This is a genomic window from Quadrisphaera sp. DSM 44207 (assembly GCF_900101335.1).
GTDB lineage: Bacteria > Actinomycetota > Actinomycetes > Actinomycetales > Quadrisphaeraceae > DSM-44207.
This window is the reverse complement of record NZ_FNKA01000001.1, coordinates 454,728-475,205: the sequence shown is the minus strand read 5'-3', so window position 1 is coordinate 475,205 and position 20,478 is coordinate 454,728. Positions and strand designations below refer to the sequence as shown.

The following is a 20,478-nucleotide window of genomic DNA, read 5'->3' as shown; positions in this document are numbered from 1 at the left end:
TTTGAGCTATGCACCATAGCCGCATGGGAACGACCACGGACGCCACCACCACCCGCCACCTCGACCGGCCCGACGGCCGGATCGCCTACGAGGTCCACCCGGCGCGCGGGGCCGAGCGCGGCCTGGTGCTCGCCGTGCCCGGCATGGGCGACCTGCGCAGCACCTACCGGTTCCTCGCCCCGGCGCTGGCCGCCGCCGGGTACCGCGTCGTCGCCGCGGACCTGCGCGGCCACGGCGACAGCGACGCCACCTTCAGCGAGTACGGCGACGAGGCGACGGCGGGTGACGTCGTCGCGCTCCTGGAGGCCCTGCGCGAGGAGGGGCAGCCGGTGGCCGTGGTGGGCAGCAGCATGGCCGCCGGGTCCGCCGTCCTCGCCGCCGCGCAGCGCCCCGACCTGGTCGACGACCTCGTCCTGCTCGGCCCCTTCGTGCGGGATCCCCAGGCCTCGGCGCTCGCGCGGTGGGCCACCGCGTCGCTGGTGCGGGTCCTGATGGTCCCGGCCTGGGCGGCGGTGACCTGGCGGTCCTTCCTGCCGCGCCTGTACGCCGGAGCCCGGCCGGGAGACTTCGACGCCCACCGCGCCGCGATCGTCGCCTCGCTGCGCCGTCCCGGTCACGCCGCCGCCTTCTCCCGCACGACGCGGACCTCGCACGCACCCGCCGAGGCCGCCCTGCCCGCCGTGGGCGCCCGCGTCCTGGTGGTCGTGGGCGCTGCGGACCCGGACTTCCCCGACCCGCGGGCCGAGGCCTCCTGGATCGCCGGGCGCGTGTCCGGCCGGGTCGTGCTCGTCGACGACGCCGGGCACTACCCGCACGCCCAGCGGCCCGACGTGGTCGTGCCCGCGGTGCGGGACTTCCTCGCCGCCGGTCAGGAGGCTCGCCGTGCCTAGGGCGGGCCTCAGCCACGGCGCGGTGGTCGACGCCGCGGAGCGCCTGGCCGACGAGGTCGGCCTGAGCAACCTGACCCTCACCGCGCTGGCGCAGGACCTCGGGGTGCGCCAGCCCTCCCTGTACAAGCACGTCGAGGGCGTGGCCCACCTGCGCCGCAGCCTGGCCGTGCGGGCCAAGGCCGAGCTGGCCGGCGTCCTGGCCTCGGCGGCGACCGGCGTCGCGGGCGCCGAGGCGGTGCACGCGCTGGCCGCTGCCTACCGGGACTGGGGCCGCGCGCACCCCGGCCGCTACGCGGCGGCGCAGCGGGCACCGGCCCCGGACGACGAGGAGGACGCCGCGGCCAGCGCCGCGGTGGTCGCCGTGGTCGTGCGGGTGCTGGCCTCCCTGGGCGTGCCGGACGCCGACGCGGTGCACGCGACGCGCGCCCTGCGCGCGGCCCTGCACGGGTTCCTCGTGCTCGAGACCGAGGGCGCCTTCCGCCTGCCCGACGACGTCGACGTCAGCTTCCGCCGCACGGTCGACTGCCTGGTCCTCGGCCTGCGCCCGCACCCGGCCCCGTCGTGACCCCCGCGGCAGCGGTGACCCACGGCGAGGCGGCGGCGCTCGGGCTCCCCGGGCTCCTCCTGCGCGCCGAGGGCGCGGTGCTGGCGGCCTCTGCGCTGTGGGCCTTCGCGCACAGCGGCCTGCCGTGGTGGGTGGCGGCCGCGCTGCTCCTCGTGCCCGACCTCGCTGCGCTCGCCCTGCTGGCCGGGCCGCGGGCGGGCGCCGTGGCCTACGACGCCACCCACACCACCGTCCTGCCCGGCGTCCTGGTGCTGGCCTGGTCGGTCACCGGCTCCGGCGTCGTCCTCGGGCTGGGCGCGGTGTGGCTCCTGCACATCGGGACCGACCGCGCCCTCGGGTTCGGCTTGCGGTACCCGCACGACCCGGACCTGACCCACCTGGGCCGCGTCGGGCGCGCTGGACGCCGGGCGCCCGCCCGCGGGTGACCGCCGCAGCGCACCTGCACCGTCGTGGCGGTCGGCGGGGCGCCGGCTGCTCGCCGCCGGGCTCAGGCGCGCAGGCGGCGCGCCGCCAGCTGCTCCTGCTCGCGCAGCGCGGCGAGCAGCACCGGCTCGGCGGCCCTCTCGACCCGGCCGCCCAGGAGGGGGACCGACGCGCGCACCTCGCCGCGCACCTCCTCGCGGCTGCCCGCGCCGTCCGGTGCCAGGGCCAGCGCCGCCGCGGCCGTCACCGGCGCGCCGCGCACCGCCAGCCGCGTGCTGCCGGTGCGCCGCCCGGCGGCGTCCGGGGCCTGCCAGGAGTCCACCTGCTCGATCACCAGGTGCTCGCCGAGCAGGCGGCGCGCGGCGTCCGGCAGCTGCGCGGTCGGCACCGTGCGCTCGGTGGCGACCGTGAACGCCGCCCCGGCGGACCCGCTCACGTCCACCCGCCACGCCGTCGCGGCGCCGGAGCGGCACAGGTCCTCGACGAAGGAGCGGTCGGCGAGCAGGGCCGCCACGGCGGCCGGGGAGGCGGGGTAGCGCAGGACGGCCTCGAGGTGCACCCCGGGAGGCTACGTGGGGAGGCTACGTGCCGCCCCCGCGCACCGCTCCTCGCTGCCGCCGCGGCCGGCTCACCGAGGCCGCCCGGGGTGGTTAACCTGGCGAGCGTGCCGACGCTGAGCTCCCTGGTGCGCACCCTGGGAGCGCTCGCCCCGACGGACGAGGAGTGGCTGCACCTGCTGGTCGGTGACTGGCAGATGCTCTCGGACCTCTCCTTCGCCGACCTCGTGCTGTGGCTGCCCGAGCGCACCGGCGACGGCTTCGTGGCCATCGCCCACTGCCGGCCCAGCACGGGGGCGACCGTGCACGACGAGGACGTCGTCGGCACCCGCATCGCCCGCGGCCAGCGCGAGCACGTCGACCGCGCCCACGCCGAGGGCCGGATCTGCCGCGAGATGGACCCGGAGTGGCTCGACGGCGGCCCGGTGCGCGAGGAGACGGTGCCCGTGGTGCACGACGGCCGGGTGATCGCCGTGATGAGCCGCGACACCAACCTGTCCGCGCCGCGCACCCCGAGCGGCCTGGAGATGACGTACCTGCGCTGCGCCGACGCGCTGGCCCGGATGATCTCCGAGGGGGCGTTCCCGACCGTGGGCGCCCCCACCGGCATGCGCCGCGGCGCCCCGCGGGTCGGCGACGGGCTGATCCGCCTCGACGTCGAGGGCGTCGTCACCTACGCCAGCCCCAACGCGCGCTCGGACTACCGCCGGCTCGGCTTCGTCGGCGACCTCATCGGCCGCTCCCTCGCCGAGGTCACCGCCGGCGTCGTCGACACCTCGCACTCCGTGGACGAGTCCCTGCCCCTCGTCGTCACCGGCCGGGCGCCCTGGCGCACCGACGTGGAGTCGCGCGGTGCGTCCCTGTCGCTGCGCGCCGTGCCGCTCACGGAGGGCGGCGTGCGCGTGGGGGCGCTGATCCTGTGCCGCGACGTCACCGAGCTGCGCCGGCGCGAGCAGGAGCTGCTCACCAAGGACGCGACCATCCGGGAGATCCACCACCGGGTGAAGAACAACCTGCAGACCGTCTCGGCGCTGCTGCGCCTGCAGGCGCGCCGCATCGAGTCCGCGGAGGGCCGCGAGGCGCTGGAGGAGGCCATGCGGCGGGTGAGCACGATCGCCCTGGTGCACGAGACCCTCACCCGCGGCTTCGACGAGACCGTCGACTTCGACGACGTGCTCGACCGCGGCATGCTCCTCATCGCGAGCCTGGCCTCCAGCCAGGACGCCGCCACCACCCGACGGGAGGGCCGGTTCGGCACGGTCGGCGCGGACGACGCCACCGCCCTCGCCCTCGTGCTCACCGAGCTGATCACCAACGCGGTCGAGCACGGGCTGCGCGGCGGTGCCGGCACCGTCACGGTGCGCGCCGACCGGGACGGCTCGAAGCTGCGCGCCACGGTCGCGGACGACGGCGCCGGGCTGCCCCCGGACTTCAGCCCCGGCCGGGGCGGGCTCGGCACGCAGATCGTGCAGGCGCTCGTGCAGGGGGAGCTGCGCGGCACCATCACGTGGCGCTCCGGCGACGGCGGGGGGACGGAGGTCGTCGTCGAGGCGGACCTGCAGGAGCAGCGCGCCTGACCCTCCCGGACGCCCTCCCGGACGCCTCGCGAACACCCCGGGGGCCCGCTGCGCCGCGGGCACAGCGAAGGGCGGGGACGCCGGGTGGTCCCGGCGCCCCCGCCCTTCGGGTGCGGAGCAGGTGCTCTGCTGGGGTGCTGCGGTGCGCGCTCAGCTCGCGCGGCGGGCGCGGGCCGTGCGGCGCTTGAGGGCGCGGCGCTCGTCCTCGGACAGGCCGCCCCAGACGCCGGAGTCCTGGCCGTTCTCCAGGGCCCACTTCAGGCAGGTCTCGGTCACCGGGCACCGGCGACACACGGCCTTGGCCTCCTCGATCTGCAGGAGGGCGGGGCCGGTGTTGCCGATGGGGAAGAAGAGCTCGGGGTCCTCATCGAGACACGCTGCCTCGTGCCGCCAGTCCATCGGTGTCTCTCCTCAACGAATGCGGGGTCTCGTCCCGTTCGGCAGCTTTGTGAAGCCGTTCACGAGCCAGGACACGTCGAAGGGGCGCTAGTCCTAGCGCCCCCGCCGCGCACAAGGATCACAGATCCCGCTGCCCTGCACAAGGGTCTGCTGCGGGGGGTCGCCCTGCGCGGACCAGCTCGTGCGGCGCAGAGCTGCGCACGGGTGGTGCACCAGTCCAACGGTGGTGGGCGTCCCGGTGTTCCGCAATCCGACGGGTACGGTCCCCGGGTGAGCGGGATCACCCACCGGCGCGGTGCGAGCGGTCGCAGCGGCCGCGCGCTGCTCGCGGTGGTGGCCGCGGTGGCGCTCGAGGCGCTCCTGCTCCTGGGCGTGGTCGTCCTCTACGCCGTCGAGCTGCTGGGCGCCGGCGCCGTCGACGCGGCCGGCGCCACCGCGACCGCCGCGCTGGCGGGAGCGGCCGGGCTGGGCCTGGGCGCGTGCGCGCGCGGCCTGCTCGCCGGCCGGCGCTGGGCGCGCGCACCGGTGCTGACCTGGCAGCTGCTGCAGGCGGCCGTCGCCGTCCCGCTGCTCGCCGGCCCCTGGTGGTGGGCCGGCGCCGGGCTGCTGGTGCTCGCCGTCGTCGCCGGCGTCGGCCTGTTCGCGCCCTCGGTCGTGGCCGCCACCACCGCGCCGCAGCCCCCGCCGGTGCTCTGACCCGCCGGTGCTCTGACCCGCCGGGGCACCCGACCTCCCGCGCCGCCTCCGCGCGGCGGCGCCTCAGGTGGAGCCGGAGTCCTCGCCCAGCTCGGCGCGCAGCGCCGCCAGCGTGCGCGCGAGCAGGCGGGAGACGTGCATCTGCGAGATGCCGACCTCCTCGGCGATCTGCGACTGCGACATCCCGCGCACGAAGCGCAGCGCGATGATGCGCCGCTCCCGCGGGGGCAGGCGGGCCAGCAGGGGCCGCAGCGCGGCGCGGTCCTCCACGCCCCGCAGCGCCTCGTCGTCCGAGGCCAGCCACGGGCCCGCGCCCTCGGTCTCGGTGGGCTCCAGGGGCACGGTGGTGTACGCGCCGGCGGACTCCATGCCCTCCAGCACGGCGTCCTCGTCGACGCCGGCCCGCTCGGCCAGCTCGGAGACCGTCGGCGCCCGGCCCAGCTCCTGCGTCAGCTCCGCGCGCGCGTCGGCGAGCGTGCGCGAGAGCTCCTGCAGCCGCCGGGGCACGCGCACGGCCCAGCCGCGGTCGCGGAAGTGGCGGCGGATCTCCCCGAGCACCGTGGGCACGGCGAAGGCGGCGAACGGCGTGCCGCGCTCGGGGTCGTAGCGGTCGACGGCCTTGAGCAGGCCGATGGTGCCCACCTGCACGAGGTCGTCCAGGGGCTCCCCGCGGTCGGCGTAGCGGCGCGCGAGGTGGCGCACCAGCGGCAGGTGCGACTCCACGACCTCGCCCCGCAGCGCCGGACGGCGCGGGTCGTCCGGCGCCATCGCGGCCAGCTCCCGCAGCGCGTCGGTGCTGTCGGAGCGCGACTCCTCCGGGACCTCGCTCACCGCGGAGCCCCCCTCATGGCGTCCGCCGCGACCCGCCGTGCTCGAGCCGGATGGAGCGGCGCCCCTCGTCGTCCACCCCCGTGTGCAGGGAGCCGACGAGCGCCTCCAGCACGGCCCAGGCGAAGCTGGAGCGGCTCGGGAGGTCCTGCGCGGGCCCGCTGACCTGCACGCTGAGCCCGTCCGGGCCCAGGTCGAAGGTCGCCAGCAGGGTGTCGCCGGGCCGCGCGCGGGTGGCGCCGTCCTCACCGGCCTCCCCGAGGACCAGGGCGCACGCCTCGTCGACGGCGATCCGCAGGTCCTCGATCTCGTCGAGGGTCAGGTCCAGCCGGGCGGCCAGGCCGGCCGTCGCGGTGCGCAGGACGGCGAGGTAGGCGGGGTCGGCGGGCACCCGCAGCTCCACCCGGTCCGCCGGGGTGCTGGACCCGTCCGCTGCCGCCACGTCGCCGTCTCCTCCCGTTCCCGCCGAGGGCGTCGCCGCGCTCGCCCCGAGACCGCCGTCGTGCCCCGCCGTCATCGTGCCCCGTCCCGTGCGCCGGGGCGAGAGCGGCCCAGGTCCTCCAGCTCGCGCCCGTCCAGCCGCCACACCGTCCACGCGTCCTCCGGGCGCGCCCCGATCGCCCGGTACACCGCCTGGGCGGGGGCGTTCCAGTCCAGCACCCACCACTCCAGGCGGCGGTGGCCGCGCTCGAGGCACTCCGCCGCCAGGGCCGCCAGCAGCGCCCGGCCCAGCCCCGCCCCGCGGGCGGCGGGCCGCACGTAGAGGTCCTCCAGCCAGATGCCGTGCCGGCCCGTCCACGTCGAGTAGGTGACGTACCACACCGCCATGCCCACGACGGTCGGCGCGCCGTCCGGGCCGTCCACCTCGGCGACGTGGGCGTGCACCCGCGGGTCGGGACCGAACAGGGCCGCGCGCAGGTCCTGCGGGCTGGCCTGCACCGCGTCCGGCTCGCGCTCGAAGGCCGCCAGCTCCCGCACCATCGCGTCCACCGCCGCGACGTCGGCCTCCGTCGCCGGCCGCACCCGCCCTCCGCCTGCGCCGCTCATGCTCCTCCTCCGCCGGACACCTGCCGGGCACGGTAGGCGCCGTCCGCCGGGCGGCGGGCGGGGGTGTCCCGATCCCGCGGTGGAGCGGTCAGCCGCGGCACTGGTGCCCCTCCTCGCCCTGGCGGTGGTCCTGCTCGGACCACCGGCCGGCGCCGCCACCCCCTCCTGCGAGACCGCGTGGGGCTCCCTGCCCGAGCGCACCGCCCCCGTCGCCGCCGGCGAGCTGCACCGGGCCGTCGGGGAGCTGCACCGGGTGCGCACGGGCCGGCTCGCGTGCTTCGAACGCCTGGTGCTCGCCCTCCGGGGCGACGCGGGCGGCCACGTCGTCGAGCACGTCGTCGAGCACGTCGACCAGGTCCGCCAGGACGGCTCGGGGCTCCCCGTGCCGGTGCGCGTCCTCGTCCTCGACGGGCCCGGGGACGGCGCGCGGATCGTGGTGGCCGTCGTCCGCAGCTGGTGAGGTCCGCCGCGGGTGCGGCACCGCGGCACCGCCGTCCGGCAGTGCGAGCTGGACGGCGGTGACCGCTCCCCGGTGCACCGCCGTGGCCCGCCCCGGTGGCCCCGGCGGGGTGCGCGGCAGCCGCACCCCGAGCAGGTCGCCGTCCGCGAGACCGAGCGGGTGCAGCAGCAGCCCCGTGCGCCAGCGCCGTGCCTCCGGCACGACGCCCCGGAACTGCGCGGCCAGGTCCGCCGTCGTGCCGGCGAGCACGAGCGCGGCCCGGGCGGCCTCTCGCGAGGAGGCCAGCAGCTCCAGCAGCACCGGCTCCACCGCCGTGCCCGCCACCAGCTCCGCGTCGTCGACGAGCACGAGCACCCCGCCGACCACCCCGCCGACCACCCCGCCGGTCCCCGCGCTGGGTGCGACCGCGTCGCGCAGCGCGCGCTCCAGCCCCGCGGCGTCGGCGGCGCCCAGGACGACGCAGCCCGGCCGGCGCGCGAGCGCGCTCAGGGGCGAGGACCGCGGCGCGAGCGCCACCACGCGCCCGCCGCGCGCGGCCACCCGCTCGGCGAGCGCGCACAGCACGGACGAGCGCCCCGAGCCCGCAGGCCCCGCCACGACCGCCACGGGAGCGTTCCGCAGGTCCAGGCCCACCGGCCGCACCCGCTCGCCGCCCAGCCCGACCGGGACCGCGCCCGGCGCGAGCGCTCCCGGGTCCGCGCGCACCGCCTCCGCGAGCGCCGACGCCGTCAGCCGCGCCGGCACCACCGGCACGGCGGGCGGCAGGCAGGGGGCCGGCACGTGCGCCCAGCGGGTGCGCGCGCGGGCGACCACGTCGTGCAGCGCCCGGCGCTGCGCGGACGGCGAGGGGTCCGGGACCAGCAGCGCCACCTGCGCCTCGCGGGCGCCGTCAGCGCCCAGGCGCAGCGCGCGTCCCGGCGGCATCCGCTCCGGCACCTCCCGGGAGGCCGCGCCGGCCACGACGTAGTCGGCGGGGTCCGGCATGGCGAGCACGAGCCGCTGGGAGACCGCCGCCGCGAGCCGGCCCGTCAGCAGCGCCCGGTCCCCGGCGAGCACCGGCACCACCCCCACCGACGGCCCCTCGACCACGAGGCGGCGCAGTCCCTCCAGGATCGCCTCGGCGTCGGCGTCCAGCAGCGCCGCCTCGGCGGCCAGCCGGTCGGTGCCATCCACCAGCAGCACCACCCAGGGCGCCGCGGCGCTCCCCGGGCCGCACGCCTGACGGCGCGCCACCTCGGCGGCCAGCACCCGCACCAGCCGCGCGCAGCGCTCGCCGTCGTCGAGGCCGACCACCGCTCCGGCGTGGGGCAGGCCGGCCAGCTCCTCCAGCCCCGAGCCGGGTGCGGCCAGCGCGTGCAGGTGCACCCGCTCGGGAGAGTGCTGCGCCGCGCCGGCGGCCAGGGCGCGCAGCGTGCTCGTGCGCCCCGTGCGCGGACCGCCGGCGACCAGCAGCGGGCCCGCGGCCGGGCTCCAGACCAGCACCGGCTGCGCCTGCGCCGCGGGGTCGTCCAGGCGCCCCAGCGCGATCCGCGGCGACGCACCGGGCACCTCCGCACCGGGCACCTCGGTGCCGGGCACCTCGGTGCCGGGCACCTCCGCGCCGGGCACCTCCGCGCCGGGCACCTCGGTGCTGGCCGCGGTGTCCGGTGCCCGCTCGGGCAGCGGCGGCAGGTCGGCCAGGGCCAGCACGTCGGGCAGCGGCGGCAGCCACGGCGGCGCCGCGCGCGGCAGGTCCCGCCCGGCCGCGCTCACGGCCTCGACGATCCTCAGCAGGTCGCTCGGCCCCGCCGCGGCGCGCGGCGGCGCCGGCGCTGGGGCGCGCTGCGAGGCCGGCGCGCTGCGCACCGCCGTGACCGCGACGGTCTCGTCCTCCACCGGCGCGGTGCCGGACACGCGGGCGGTCTGGACCTCCACCAGCGGGCCGCCCCCGGTGCGCGCCACCGCGCGGCCGGGGTGCCGCGCGCTGATCCGCGCGGCGGCGCGGCTCTCCACGACGTCGACGGAGTCCGCCTCCTCGCGCACCCGCAGCGCGATGCGCAGGTTGGTGTTGGCGCGGATCTCCGCGCTGACCACCCCGGCCGGCCGCTGCGTCGCCAGCACCAGGTGCACGCCCAGCGAGCGGCCCACGGCCGCCAGGCGCACCAGCCCGCCCAGGAAGTCCGGCAGCTCCTCGGCGAGCACGCGGAACTCGTCGACCACCAGCACCAGGCGCGGCAGCGGCTCGTGCACCGCTCCGGCGTCGCGCAGGGCGCTGTACTGCTCGTGGTCGCGGCACCCGTGCTGCCGCAGCAGCCGCTCGCGGCGGCCGACCTCCGCCTCCAGGGACGCCAGGGCGCGGCGGGTCAGGTGCCGGTCGAGGTCCGTCACCAGGCCGACGGCGTGCGGCAGGTCGGCGACCTCGGCGAAGGCCGCCCCGCCCTTGTAGTCGACCAGCACCAGGGCCAGCTCCTCGGGCCGGTTGGCCGCGGCGAGGGAGGCGACGAGGCACTGCAGCAGCTCCGACTTGCCCGCTCCCGTCGTGCCGGCGACGAGCAGGTGGGGCCCGTCGCGGCGCAGGTCCACCACCCACGGCCCGCCGGCGCGGGCGCCGAGCACCACGCTCGTGCTGCGGGGCCCGCGCTGCCACCCGCGGCGCACGCCGGCGGCGTCGGTCGCGCCGGTGCCCAGGAGGTCGAGCAGGCGCACCTGGTCGGGCACGCCCGAGCCCTCCTGCTCCGGGGTCGCGTCGCGCAGCGGCGCCAGCGACCGCGCCACCCGCTCCGCCCACGCCGCCCCCACGAGGTCCGCGACCGCGCCGGTGCGCTCGCCCGCGCGCGAGCTCAGGACCAGGTCGTGCCCGTCCGGGCCCCTCAGCTCCACCGTGGCCGAGCACTCCAGCGGCAGGCGCGCGGCGTCGTCCTCCCAGCACACGACGACGATCCCCAGCGCCGGGCCCTCGGACAGCAGCCGGGCGACGCCGGGCACGGCGCGCAGGGACCGCGCACCGTCGAGCACGACCACCACGTTCGGCCCGAGCGCACCGGCGGCGCCCGGCGCTCGCGCAGCGGCGCGGGCGTCCAGCTCCCGCAGGAGCGCCGCCACGCGCCCGCGCACCTCCTCGGCCCCCGCGGCCACCGGCCCCTGCGCGTGCGGCAGCCACCGCAGCCAGCCCCACACCGGCTCCGGCGCCGCGCACAGCACCACCAGCCGCACCTCGCGCGGGGAGTGCAGCACCGCCACCTGCCCGAGCAGCCCGCGCAGCAGGCCCAGCCCGGCCCGGCGGGGCCCGCAGGCGCCCAGCACGCCCGTGCGCGCCAGTGGCACCACCACGGGCGCCCGGGCGTGCACGAGGCGCTCGCGCTCGTCGTCCTCGCCGTGCGCCGCCGGCGCGACGACCTCGACGCCCGAGGCGAGGGCACCCGTGCCCAGGCGCAGCGCCAGGTGGTCCCGGTCGCCCGGGGTCCGCTCCCACAGCCGCTCGCCCGGCCCGGTGGCCGTCGCCAGCAGGGCAGCGGGATCGGGGTGCCCGTGCTCCAGGTCGGCCAGCTCCTGCGCCACCAGGTCCGCCGCCCGAGCGCGCACCTGCCCGCTGCGCCGCTCGTGCTCGGCGCGCTCGCGGGCGTGCTCGCGGCGCGCGGTCCGCCGCTCCCCGAGCGCGGTGCCCAGGGTGAGCACCGGCCCTCCCAGCGCGAACAGCAGCGCGAACGGCGACCACAGCACCGCGACGGGCACCGCCACGACCAGCGGCAGCAGCATCGCCAGCAGGGACAGCCGCAGCGGCCCCGGCGGTCGCGGCGGCCGCGGCAGCCGCAGCACCACCGGCGCGGGGGAGGAGGTGCTGCGCGGCCGCCGGTTGACCGCGACGCCGCCGTCACCGGTCAGAGCGGTGGCCGCCCGCCGCACCGGTGCCCGCAGCACCAGCGCGCTGGAGCCCAGACCGATCCGCGCGCCCGCGCGCAGGACCCGCCCCGCACCGTCCGGCGTCCCGACCTCGTCGTCGACCGCAGCGCCGTCGACCGCGGTGCCGTTGGCCGACCCGGCGTCCCGCACCCGCACTCCGCCGTCGGTGACGTCGAGCTCCAGGTGCACCCGCGACACGCCGGGGTCCTGCACGCGCACGTGCGCCGCGCGCCCGCGCCCGACGCTCACCCGCCCCGGCACCAGGGGCACCACGGCTCCGGCGTCCGGGCCGCCGACCACGTGCAGCTGCAGCCGGTGCACCCGGTCCGCCGCAGGCCGTGCCGCGGCCCGCACCGCGCCGCGCGCGACGGCCGAGACCACCGCACCGCGCACCAGCGGGGGCCGGCCCACCACCGCGGCGCCGTCCACCACCTCCCCGCCCGCGAGCAGCACGGCGTCCGACGGCGCTCCCACCGCGGCCAGCAGCTGCTCGCGCACCCGGGCCAGCGGCGTTCCGGACGGCGCGCGCACCGCCACGTCGACCGCCGCACCGCCACGGGTGGCGCCCACGACGGTCAGCTCCACGACCACGCCCGCTCCTCTGCTCCAGCCGGAGCGGCAGCGTGGCACCGGCGCGCGTCCTCGCGCCGGGCGCCCACCCGCACCTGTGGACGACGCGCGCCACGCCCCGCGCCGGACGCGCTCCTGCGGGGGAGCGGCGCAGCCGTGCCGTAGGCTCCCGCGCAGCGCCGCACCGGTCCACGACCCCGGGCCTCACCCTCGCCGCTTCGAGCGGCCACTCGCCGAGAGGCGTCTGCCGGGGCGGCGCCCGCGTCCACGAGCGGCGCAGGCTGGGGCCTGCGCCGCTCGTGCCGTGAGCAGGCCGACCGGCCCTCAGCGCCCGCGGCCCGCCGCCTCGCGCACCCGCGCCCGCTTGGCCTCCAGCACCGCGCGGTGCTCCGGGCGCGCGGCGTCCAGCACGTCGTCGAGCATCGCCAGCAGGCGCGGCGGCACCTGCACCGAGTCGGCGCCGTGGTGCAGGACCTCGTCGACCGCCAGGTCCAGGTGGTCCGCGAAGCCCGCCCGCTCCACCACCACCCGCGCCGTCCCCTCCTCGTCGCGCACCACGGGTGAGGGGTCCGGTGCGCCCGCGAGGCGCCGCAGCAGGTCGTGCACCTCGTCCAGCGCCTGCACCGCCGTCGTCGGGTCGTTCACCCCCGGGGACAGCGCCCGCTCGGCGATGTCGACCAGCTGCCGCAGGCCGAACGCGACGTCCTGCTCCATGCTCCGCTCGCGGCCCAGGCCCACCGCGCCGCGCACGGCGTCCTCGTCCACTCCCTCCACCCCGGTGCCCGCGCTGGTGCTCCCGTGCACGGCGACCAGCGGCGCCCCGGTCGCGACGAACTCCCCGACGCGCGGCAGCACGTGCAGCACGCACCCCGCGCGCCGCGCGAGCCGGGCCAGCGCCGCCGCGTCGACCGCCGTCACCACCCCGTGCCCCGCGCTGCGGACCACGGCGTCCGCGGGCCCCAGCGGAGGAGCGGGCGCCGGCTCGCCGTCCTGCTCCTGCACCGCCGCGATCGTGGACCGGGTCTCGTCCCCGACGCTGCGCACGATCGTCGAGGCGCGGATCGACTGCGTGATGTGGTGGATGTACGCGATGAACAGCGCCACGCTGGCCAGCACGAGCAGGAACGCGCCCGTGACCGCCAGCCGCGGGACGAAGGCGCCGGCGCCCGCGTCGCCGCGCACCGAGCGCAGCACCACCAGCGCGTAGAGGAAGGTGGCGGTGAAGACCCCCAGCGTCAGCTGCGTGAGGCGGCTGCGCAGGTACGTGCGCAGCACCCGCGGGGAGAACTGGCTGCTCGCCAGCTGCAGCGCGACCACCGTGATCGAGAAGACCAGGCCCGTCACCGAGATCATCGCCGTGACGATCGAGGACAGCAGGCTCCGCGCTCCCGCGGGCCCGCCCTCGAAGAGGAAGAACAGGTCGTCGCCGACCAGCTCGTCGAGCTCCGGCAGCACCAGCGCCGCCGCGAGGGCGGTGGCGCAGCACGCCGCCGGCAGCAGCCAGAACCGCGACCGCACCCGCTCGCCGACGCGCCCGGGGGACGTCATGGCGGCAGTCTGGCGCGGCCCGACGGCGTGACGCACCGCCACCTGCGGCGACCTGTCGTCGCCACCTGACGCCGTACCGGTGGCGTCGTCCTCCGGTCGGTGCAGCGCCGTCCACAGTCCCGCAGCGGCGAGCGCCCGGAACCCCCTACCGTCCACCGCCGGTGGCCCGACCGCGGCGTCGAGGGCCGTGCTCGCGGAAGAGGGGGTGGCGTGGACGCGGTCGCGCTCGTCGAGGACGAGGTCCGTGAGCTGGTGCGCCGGCGCGCGCTCGACCCCGCCTCCGACGCGGACGCCGTGCGCCGCCTGGTCGAGGAGGTCGTCGCCGAGTACGACGACCGCTCCCTGGACGGGCTGCTGCCGCCGCTGGTGGACGCCCGGGCGGTGGTCAAGGAGGTCCTCGACGCCGTGGCCGGCTTCGGCCCGCTGCAGCGCTACCTGGACGACCCGGAGGTCGAGGAGCTGTGGGTCAACGAGCCGGGCAAGGTGTTCGTGGCCCGGGGCGGTCGGGCGGAGCTGACGACGACGATCCTGGGCGAGTCCCAGGTGCGCGACCTGGTGGAGCGGATGCTGAAGGCCTCCGGGCGCCGGGTGGACCTGTCCAGCCCGTTCGTGGACGCCACGCTGCCGGACGGCTCGCGCCTGCACGTGGTGATCCCGGACATCACCCGCCGGCACTGGGCGGTGAACGTGCGCAAGTTCGTCGTGCGCGCCACCCGCCTGGAGGACCTGGTCGCCCTGGGCACCCTGACGGGCGCGTGCGCGGCCTTCCTGGACGCCGCGGTGGCGGCGGGCCTGAACGTCGTGGTCTCCGGAGGCACCCAGGCGGGCAAGACGACCATGCTCAACTGCCTGGCCGCCTCCGTGCCCGCGAGGGAGCGGGTGATCACGTGCGAGGAGGTCTTCGAGCTCAAGCTGCCGCTGCGGGACGTGGTCGCGATGCAGTGCCGCCAGCCGAGCCTGGAGGGCACCGGGGAGATCCCGCTGCGCCGGTTGGTCAAGGAGGCGCTGCGGATGCGCCCGGACCGGATCGTGGTGGGCGAGGTGCGCCAGGAGGAGAGCCTGGACCTGCTGATCGCCCTGAACTCCGGGCTGCCGGGCATGGCGAGCGTGCACGCGAACAGCGCGCGCGAGGCGATCACGAAGCTGTGCACGCTGCCGCTGCTGGCCGGGCAGAACGTCGGCGCCCGCTTCGTCGTGCCCACGGTGGCCGCCTCTATCGACCTGGTGGTGCACGTGGCGCTGGACGGCGACGGGCGGCGGCGGGTGCGCGAGGTCCTCGCGGTGCCCGGGCGCGTGGAGGGCGACGTGGTGGAGGCCGCGGAGGTGTTCACCACGTCCGACGGCCAGCTCGTGCGCGCCGACGGCTTCCCTCCGCACGAGGACCGCTTCACCCGCGCGGGCATCGACGTGCGGGCGCTGCTGGTCGGGGCCACCCGCTGATGGGGCTGGTCGTCGGCCTGCTGCTGGGCGCGGGCCTGTTCTGCTGCTGGTGGGCGTGCTGGCCCTCGCCGGCGCGCTCCCCGCGACGGCGCAGCCGCTGGCGGGTCGAGCTCGAGGACGCGCTCGTGCAGGCGGAGGTGCCCGGCCTGACGCTCCGCACGCTCCTCGTCCTCAGCGCGGCGTCCGCGCTCGTCGTCGGGCTGCTCGTGCTGGCCCTCGCCGGCTCGCCCGCCATCGCCGGCTGCTTCGCCGTGATGGCGGCGTGGGCCCCGACGGCCCTCGTGCGCGGCCGCGCGCGGCGTCGGCGCACGCAGGTGAGGGACCTGTGGCCGGAGGCGGTGGACCACCTGGCCTCCGGGGTGCGGGCCGGGCTGTCGCTGCCCGAGGCGCTGGGCTCGCTGTCGGAGCGCGGTCCGGAGCAGCTGCGTCCGGCGTTCCGCTCCTTCGCCGAGGACTACCGGGCCACGGGACGCTTCGCCGCGTCCCTGGAGGCCCTCAAGGAGCGGCTCGCCGACCCGATCGGGGACCGGGTCGTGGAGGCCCTGCGCATCACGCGCGAGGTCGGTGGCAGCGACCTCGGCCGCCTCCTGCGGACCCTGTCGACGTTCCTGCGCGAGGACGCGCGCCTGCGCTCGGAGCTCGAGGCGCGGCAGAGCTGGACGGTCAACGCCGCCCGCCTGGCGGTCTCGGCGCCGTGGATCGTGCTGGCGCTGCTGGCCACGCGCCGCGAGGCGGTGCAGGCCTACGACGAGCCCGCCGGGGCCCTCGTCCTGGCCGTCGGGGGAGCGGTCTCGGTCGTGGCCTACCGCGTCATGGTGCGCATCGGGCGCCTGCCCGAGGACGAGCGGGTGCTGCGGTGACCGCGCCGGTGTCCGCCGTCGGCGCCCTGCTCGGCCTCGCGCTCGGTGCGGGGCTGTGGTGCGTGCTGGCCGGCCTGCCCCCGCTGCGCCGGGTCGAGCTGGACGCGCGTCTGGCGCCCCACCTGCGCGACGCCCCGCGCGGCTCGCGCCTGCTCGCCAACCCGGCCACCGCCGCGGGGCCGCTGCGCGGCGTCGCCGCCCTGCTGACGCCGGTGTCCCTGCGGCTGGGGCAGCGCCTGGGCCGGCTGACCGGCGGCGCGGCGCTGGTGCGCCGGCGGCTGCAGCAGGCGGGCAGCGACCTGTCCGTGGAGCAGTTCCACGCGCAGCAGGTCGTCTGGGGACTGGCCGGCCTGGCCTGCGGGCTCGTGGCGGCCCTGGCGCTGGCCGCGCGCTCGGGCGCCTCGGCGCTGCCGCTGGCCGGCCTGGTGGTCGTCGGAGGGCTGCTCGGGGTGCTGGCGCGCGACCACGCCCTCGGCAGGGCGGTGCGCCGCCGCGAGGAGCGGATCCTCGCGGAGTTCCCCACGGTGGCGGAGCTGCTGGCGCTGTCCGTCGGTGCGGGCGAGGGCGCCGTCGGGGCGCTGGAGCGGGTCGCGCGCAGCAGCTCGGGGGAGCTGGCCTCGGAGCTGCGGCGCACCCTCGCCGACGCGCGCTCCGGAGCCACGCTCGTGCAGGCGCTCGAAGGGCTGGCCGCGCGCACGAGCGTGCCCAGCCTGGCCCGCTTCGTCGACGGCGTCGTCATCGCCGTCGAGCGCGGCACGCCGCTGGCGGAGGTGCTGCGCGCCCAGGCCCAGGACGTCCGCCAGCTCGGCCGGCGGCGGCTCGTGGAGTCGGGCGGCAAGAAGGAGATCGCGATGATGGTCCCGGTCGTCTTCCTCGTGCTGCCCGTCACCGTCCTGTTCGCCGTCTACCCGGGCCTGGCCGTCCTGCGGCTCGGCCCGTGAGCCGGCCCCGTCCACGACCACCGGACGAGGAGCACCGGACGAGTCGCACCGGACGAGCAGCACCAGGCAGCAGCACGAGGAGGAGGAGCACGGTGGGAGCACGAGCAGCAGTGGTGGTCGCGGCACTGGCGGCGCGCGCGAGCGCGCTGGTGGTGGCTGCGGTGAGCACCAGGACCGCGGAGGTCAGGACGGCGCCCGAGCGCGGTGACGTGCCGGGGTGGGTGCTGGTCACGGTGATGACGGCGGGGCTGGTGATCGGGCTGTGGGCCATCGCCGGCCCGGCGCTGGAGAACATGTTCACCGAGGCCATGGGGTCCGTGACGGGCCCCTGAGCCGGTGCTGCGCCGCGTCCGGGCGGCCGCTGGCGGTCCCGAGGGCGACCGGGGCGCGGCCGTGCCCGAGTTCGTGATGGTCGCCGCCCTCGTGACGCTGCTGTTCGCCGGGCTGCTGCAGCTGGCGTTCGCCCTGCACGTGCGCAACACGCTCACGGACTCCGTCGCCGAGGGCGCGCGGTTCGGCGCTCTGGCCGACCGCGGCCCCGCCGACGGCGCCGAGCGCGCACGGGAGCTGATCCGCGCGTCGCTGGCGGACGGGTACGCCGCGCAGGTGAGCGCCGGGTACGCGCAGGTCGGCGGGCTGTCGACCGTGGAGGTCACGGCGACCACGGCGCTGCCCGTGCTGGGGCTGCTCGGGCCGGCGGGGTCGCTGACGGTCTCCGGGCACGGAGCGCTGGAGGTGCTGCCGTGACGCGCGCCCGCTCGCGGGCGGTGGCGGCGCTGGTGCGCCTGAGGGGCGACGACACCGGCGGCGCGGTCGTGGAGTTCGTCGGCCTCGCGGTGGTCCTGCTCCTGCCCCTGGTCTACCTCGTCGTCGTCCTCGGCGAGGTGCAGGCCGGCGCGTACGCGGTCGAGGCCGCGGCCCGCTCGGCGGCGCGCGCCTACACCGGGGCCGCCTCGCCGGAGCAGTCGGCCGGGGCCGCGCGCGCCGCGGTCTCGCTGGCGCTGTCCGACCACGGCTTCGCCGTCGACCCGGACGCCGTCACGCAGGTCAGCTGCGAGGCGTCGCCGTGCCTGTCCCCGGAGGCGCGGGTGAGCGTGCGGGTGCACCTCGACGTCGACCTGCCGGGCGTGCCGGCCCTGCTGGCCGGGGTCGCGCCGGTGCAGGTGCCGGTCGAGGCCGAGTCGGTCGCGGTGGTCGACCGCTTCGTGCCGGGAGCGTCGTGAGGCTCCCCGGCCGTCGCGCCCGCGCCCCGCGCCCGGCGGGTGACGACGGGCAGATCACGCTGCTGGTGCTGGTGTACTGCCTGATCGCCGCCTCCCTCGCGCTCGTCGTCGCGAGCGCCTCGGCGGTGCACCTGGAGCGCAAGCAGCTGCTCTCCCTCGCGGACGCCGCGGCGCTGGACGCCGCCGACGCCCTGGAGGAGGCGAGGTACTACACCGCCGGCACCAGCCCGGAGGTCGGGGTTCCGCTCAGCGACGCCTCGGTGCGGCGGAGCGCGAGCAGCTACGCGGCCCTGAGCGGAGCGGCGGGGCGCTTCGACGGCTTCGCGGTGGCCGCGCCCACGGGCTCCCCGGACGGGCGGACGGCGGAGGTCACCTTCGTGGCCACCGCCCGCCCGGCGCTGCTGCCCGCGGTGGTGACCAGCTGGACGGGCGGGGTGCCGCTGCGGGTCACCACCCGGGCTCGGGCGGGCCTGCTCCAGCCCTGACCCACCGGCGGAGCATCGGCTCCCGCGGTCAGGCCGCGCCAGGGCCAGCGGCCGTAGATGCCGTCGGAGGCGAAGATCTGCGGGATCGCGTAGCGCCCGTGCCGCACCAGGTAGAAGTCGATGAGGTTGACGGCGGTCCACGGCACGAGCAGGTAGAGCATCAGCAGCACGAAGCCGTTGAAGGAGCCGAGGTAGTCCTCGGGCAGCACCAGGGCGATCGCCACCGCCAGCGCCGCGACGACGGTGATGCCGACCACGCGGGTGCGCACCCCGGTGTGCACCGGCCGGAACCCGTCGACGGCGCTGGCGCCGGTGAGCATGGCGCCGTAGGCGTTGACCGCCATGATGCTGACCAGCGCCGGCACGGAGACGAGCACGATCGCCGTGCCGAATCCCGGGAGCAGGGCGTCGCCCACCTGCACGAGGCTGCCGACGGCGTCGGGGGCGGGCAGCCGGGAGGCCAGCAGCGCGCCGAGGCCCATCAGCCAGATCGCCGAGGCGGCGGCGCCCGCGTAGGTCCAGGCGATCACGCGGCCGGCGGGGGCGTCTGAGGGGAGGTAGCGGGAGTAGTCGGAGACGTAGACGGCGTAGCTGATCTGGTAGCCGGCGGCGACGGCGAACATCCCCAGGACGCCGGACAGCGACCACCCGGGGGGTGCGGCGCCCGCGCCGGGGGCCGGCTCCAGCCAGACGGCGGCGAAGACGGTGAACACCGCGAAGAACGCGATCAGCACCCAGGTCAGGTACCGCTGCACCAGGTGCAGCAGGTCGTGGCCGACCACGGCCAGCGCGACGGAGACCAGCGCGAGCAGCGGGTACCACAGCCCCGGCCCGCCGGGCAGGACGGTCCGCAGCGCCTGGGTGGCCAGCACGAGGTCGAAGACGATGAAGCCGACGTAGACGACGGTGGCGGCGAACGGGACGACGGCCCCGCGGGAGCCGAACTGGGCCCGGGACTGGATCATCTGCGGCAGGCCCAGGCGCGGGCCCTGGTTGGCGTGGAAGGCCATGAAGGAGGTGCCGAACAGCACGCCGAGGGTGATCGCCAGCAGCGCCCACCCCAGGGACAGGCCGAGTGCTGGCGCGAGGAAGCCGGTGACCACGGTGACGAGGACGAAGTTGCCGGTGAACCAGAACGGTCCCTGGTGCCAGGTGCGCCCGTGCCGCTCGGCCAGGGGGACGTAGTCGATGGACCGGGTCTCGATCACGCCGGAACCCCTGGTGCTCCTGCCCGCCACGGCACCTCCCGGACCTCGCCGCCCGCGCCGGTGCGGGCCTCGCCGGGCCACCCTGCCGCAGCTGCGCCGCCGCGTCCACGAGGGTCCACCGGTGCTGCAGCGCGCGGGCGGGCGGCGCCCCGCGGCTCGGCCGCGGGCTTCAGGGCGCGAGGCGCACCCGCTCTCCCTGCAGCGCGGCGCGGAAGCCGTCGTCGCGGACGTCGACGTCCTGGAGCACCAGCCCCTCGGGCAGGCCCTCGACGGGGGAGGAGGTGGTGACCAGCCGGCGGGCCACGGCGGCGATCGCCTCGGAGAGGACGTCCGGGCCGCCGACGTCGATCGAGTCCGGCTCGAAGGCGATCTCCCCGGCGACCACCTCCACCGTGCCGGTGGCCGCGACGGTCAGCCCCCGCCCCGCGAACTCCAGGGTGCGCACGACCGTGGCGCTGGAGTTCCCGGCGGGCCGGACGGTGGCGTCGTCCCCCAGCGAGGCGGCGACGACCTCGAACGGCACCGTGGCGTCCACGGCCAGCGTCCCGGCGACCACGCCCGCCGGCCCGGTGCGCACGTCCCGGCCGACCGCGCGCACGTCCCGCAGTCGCGAGCCGGGCGTCGCGAGGGTGCCCGCGTCCAGGACGACGTCGTCCAGCCAGGTCTCCCCGTCGGCCAGGTCCGTCGGCGGCGAAGCGTCCTGTCCAGCGGCCTGCCCGGGGTCGGTGCCGGCTGCTGCTCGCGGCTGCGGGACGCGCGCGCCGCCGGTGACCGGCTCGCTGACCCACCACAGCACGACGGTGACGGCGAGCAGCAGCACCAGCACGGCGGCCCCGGCGCCGACCAGGTGGTCCTTGACGCGCTGGCGCTCCATGCGCACAG

The 20,478-nt window shown here is 78.0% G+C and carries 20 protein-coding genes and 1 pseudogene; 12 read left to right on the top strand and 9 right to left on the bottom strand.

Translation table 11 applies throughout. From position 1 onward, the window contains the following. Positions 1-23: 23 nt before the first annotated feature. Genes BLS82_RS02245 through BLS82_RS02235 form a run of 3 tightly spaced genes read left to right on the top strand, consistent with a single transcriptional unit; the run spans position 24 to position 1,880 of the window. A complete protein-coding gene (locus tag BLS82_RS02245; protein WP_092861195.1) occupies positions 24-890 on the top strand; it encodes an alpha/beta fold hydrolase in 867 nt (288 codons plus the stop codon). Then, complete coding sequence (locus BLS82_RS02240; protein ID WP_092861193.1) at positions 883-1,455, top strand: TetR/AcrR family transcriptional regulator; 573 nt, start codon at positions 883-885, stop codon at positions 1,453-1,455. The genes BLS82_RS02245 and BLS82_RS02240 overlap by 8 nt, the downstream gene beginning before the upstream one ends. Further along, positions 1,452-1,880, top strand: a complete 429-nt coding sequence (locus tag BLS82_RS02235) for a DUF4260 family protein (RefSeq protein ID WP_218123455.1) — start codon at positions 1,452-1,454, stop codon at positions 1,878-1,880. The genes BLS82_RS02240 and BLS82_RS02235 overlap by 4 nt, the downstream gene beginning before the upstream one ends. 62 nt (positions 1,881-1,942) lie before the next feature. Here BLS82_RS02235 and BLS82_RS02230 read toward each other — a convergent pair whose 3' ends face one another. Then, positions 1,943-2,437, bottom strand: coding sequence for a DUF2505 domain-containing protein (locus BLS82_RS02230; protein WP_092861191.1), 495 nt, complete (start codon positions 2,435-2,437; stop codon positions 1,943-1,945). Between the two features lie 105 nt (positions 2,438-2,542). On the opposite strand from BLS82_RS02230, the gene BLS82_RS02225 reads away from it, so the two are divergent. Next, positions 2,543-4,012, top strand: coding sequence for a sensor histidine kinase (locus BLS82_RS02225; protein ID WP_092861189.1), 1,470 nt, complete (start codon positions 2,543-2,545; stop codon positions 4,010-4,012). 150 nt (positions 4,013-4,162) lie between these two features. Here BLS82_RS02225 and BLS82_RS02220 read toward each other — a convergent pair whose 3' ends face one another. Further along, positions 4,163-4,411 (bottom strand): WhiB family transcriptional regulator, encoded by a 249-nt coding sequence (locus tag BLS82_RS02220; RefSeq protein ID WP_092861187.1) that lies wholly within the window; start codon positions 4,409-4,411, stop codon positions 4,163-4,165. Positions 4,412-4,681: 270 nt separating this feature from the next. On the opposite strand from BLS82_RS02220, the gene BLS82_RS02215 reads away from it, so the two are divergent. After that, the gene (locus BLS82_RS02215) at positions 4,682-5,107 is read left to right on the top strand and encodes a hypothetical protein (protein WP_092861185.1); all 426 of its coding nucleotides are present in this window, start codon (positions 4,682-4,684) and stop codon (positions 5,105-5,107) included. A gap of 63 nt (positions 5,108-5,170) precedes the next feature. On the opposite strand, the gene BLS82_RS02210 is transcribed toward BLS82_RS02215, so the two are convergent. The 5 genes from BLS82_RS02210 to BLS82_RS02190 all read right to left on the bottom strand — a co-directional run bounded on the left by BLS82_RS02210 (position 5,171) and on the right by BLS82_RS02190 (position 13,439). Continuing rightward, positions 5,171-5,938, bottom strand: coding sequence for a SigB/SigF/SigG family RNA polymerase sigma factor (locus BLS82_RS02210; protein WP_255378057.1), 768 nt, complete (start codon positions 5,936-5,938; stop codon positions 5,171-5,173). A gap of 13 nt (positions 5,939-5,951) precedes the next feature. Continuing rightward, on the bottom strand, positions 5,952-6,377 hold the full coding sequence (locus BLS82_RS02205) for an ATP-binding protein (protein ID WP_092861183.1): 426 nt from the start codon (positions 6,375-6,377) through the stop codon (positions 5,952-5,954). Positions 6,378-6,448: 71 nt separating this feature from the next. Further along, positions 6,449-6,982: a GNAT family N-acetyltransferase gene (locus BLS82_RS02200; RefSeq protein WP_092861181.1), complete on the bottom strand. Its 534-nt coding sequence runs from the start codon at positions 6,980-6,982 to the stop codon at positions 6,449-6,451. A gap of 88 nt (positions 6,983-7,070) precedes the next feature. Beyond that, entirely contained in the window at positions 7,071-11,912 is a 4,842-nt protein-coding gene (locus BLS82_RS02195) for an FtsK/SpoIIIE domain-containing protein (RefSeq protein WP_143028712.1), read from the bottom strand. Between the two features lie 303 nt (positions 11,913-12,215). After that, a complete protein-coding gene (locus BLS82_RS02190) occupies positions 12,216-13,439 on the bottom strand; it encodes a DUF2254 domain-containing protein (RefSeq protein ID WP_092862599.1) in 1,224 nt (407 codons plus the stop codon). Between the two features lie 210 nt (positions 13,440-13,649). Between BLS82_RS02190 and BLS82_RS02185 the strand changes: the two genes are divergently transcribed. From BLS82_RS02185 to BLS82_RS16235, 7 genes and pseudogenes are all read left to right on the top strand, one after another. Further along, positions 13,650-14,879, top strand: coding sequence for a CpaF family protein (locus BLS82_RS02185; RefSeq protein WP_092861177.1), 1,230 nt, complete (start codon positions 13,650-13,652; stop codon positions 14,877-14,879). Then, on the top strand, positions 14,879-15,739 hold the full coding sequence (locus BLS82_RS02180; RefSeq protein WP_092861175.1) for a type II secretion system F family protein: 861 nt from the start codon (positions 14,879-14,881) through the stop codon (positions 15,737-15,739). The genes BLS82_RS02185 and BLS82_RS02180 overlap by 1 nt, the downstream gene beginning before the upstream one ends. Continuing rightward, positions 15,736-16,680, top strand: coding sequence for a type II secretion system F family protein (locus BLS82_RS02175; protein WP_092861173.1), 945 nt, complete (start codon positions 15,736-15,738; stop codon positions 16,678-16,680). Before BLS82_RS02180 ends, BLS82_RS02175 begins: the two co-directional genes overlap by 4 nt. A gap of 149 nt (positions 16,681-16,829) precedes the next feature. Further along, positions 16,830-17,012, top strand: a complete 183-nt coding sequence (locus BLS82_RS15540) for a hypothetical protein (protein WP_176818943.1) — start codon at positions 16,830-16,832, stop codon at positions 17,010-17,012. Positions 17,013-17,016: 4 nt separating this feature from the next. Beyond that, the gene (locus BLS82_RS02165) at positions 17,017-17,427 is read left to right on the top strand and encodes a TadE family protein (protein WP_218123453.1); all 411 of its coding nucleotides are present in this window, start codon (positions 17,017-17,019) and stop codon (positions 17,425-17,427) included. Continuing rightward, a complete protein-coding gene (locus BLS82_RS02160; protein ID WP_255378055.1) occupies positions 17,424-17,903 on the top strand; it encodes a pilus assembly protein in 480 nt (159 codons plus the stop codon). Before BLS82_RS02165 ends, BLS82_RS02160 begins: the two co-directional genes overlap by 4 nt. Continuing rightward, positions 17,900-18,079 (top strand): annotated as a pseudogene (locus tag BLS82_RS16235) (pilus assembly protein TadG-related protein); the annotation flags it as partial. The gene BLS82_RS02160 and the pseudogene BLS82_RS16235, both read left to right, overlap by 4 nt. Positions 18,080-18,183: 104 nt before the next feature. Here BLS82_RS16235 and BLS82_RS02155 read toward each other — a convergent pair. Both BLS82_RS02155 and BLS82_RS02150 read right to left on the bottom strand, forming a co-directional pair. Further along, positions 18,184-19,596: a purine-cytosine permease family protein gene (locus BLS82_RS02155; RefSeq protein ID WP_092861169.1), complete on the bottom strand. Its 1,413-nt coding sequence runs from the start codon at positions 19,594-19,596 to the stop codon at positions 18,184-18,186. A 169-nt stretch (positions 19,597-19,765) separates the two neighbouring features. Continuing rightward, positions 19,766-20,470: an LmeA family phospholipid-binding protein gene (locus tag BLS82_RS02150; RefSeq protein ID WP_092862589.1), complete on the bottom strand. Its 705-nt coding sequence runs from the start codon at positions 20,468-20,470 to the stop codon at positions 19,766-19,768. Between the last annotated feature and the right edge of the window lie 8 nt (positions 20,471-20,478).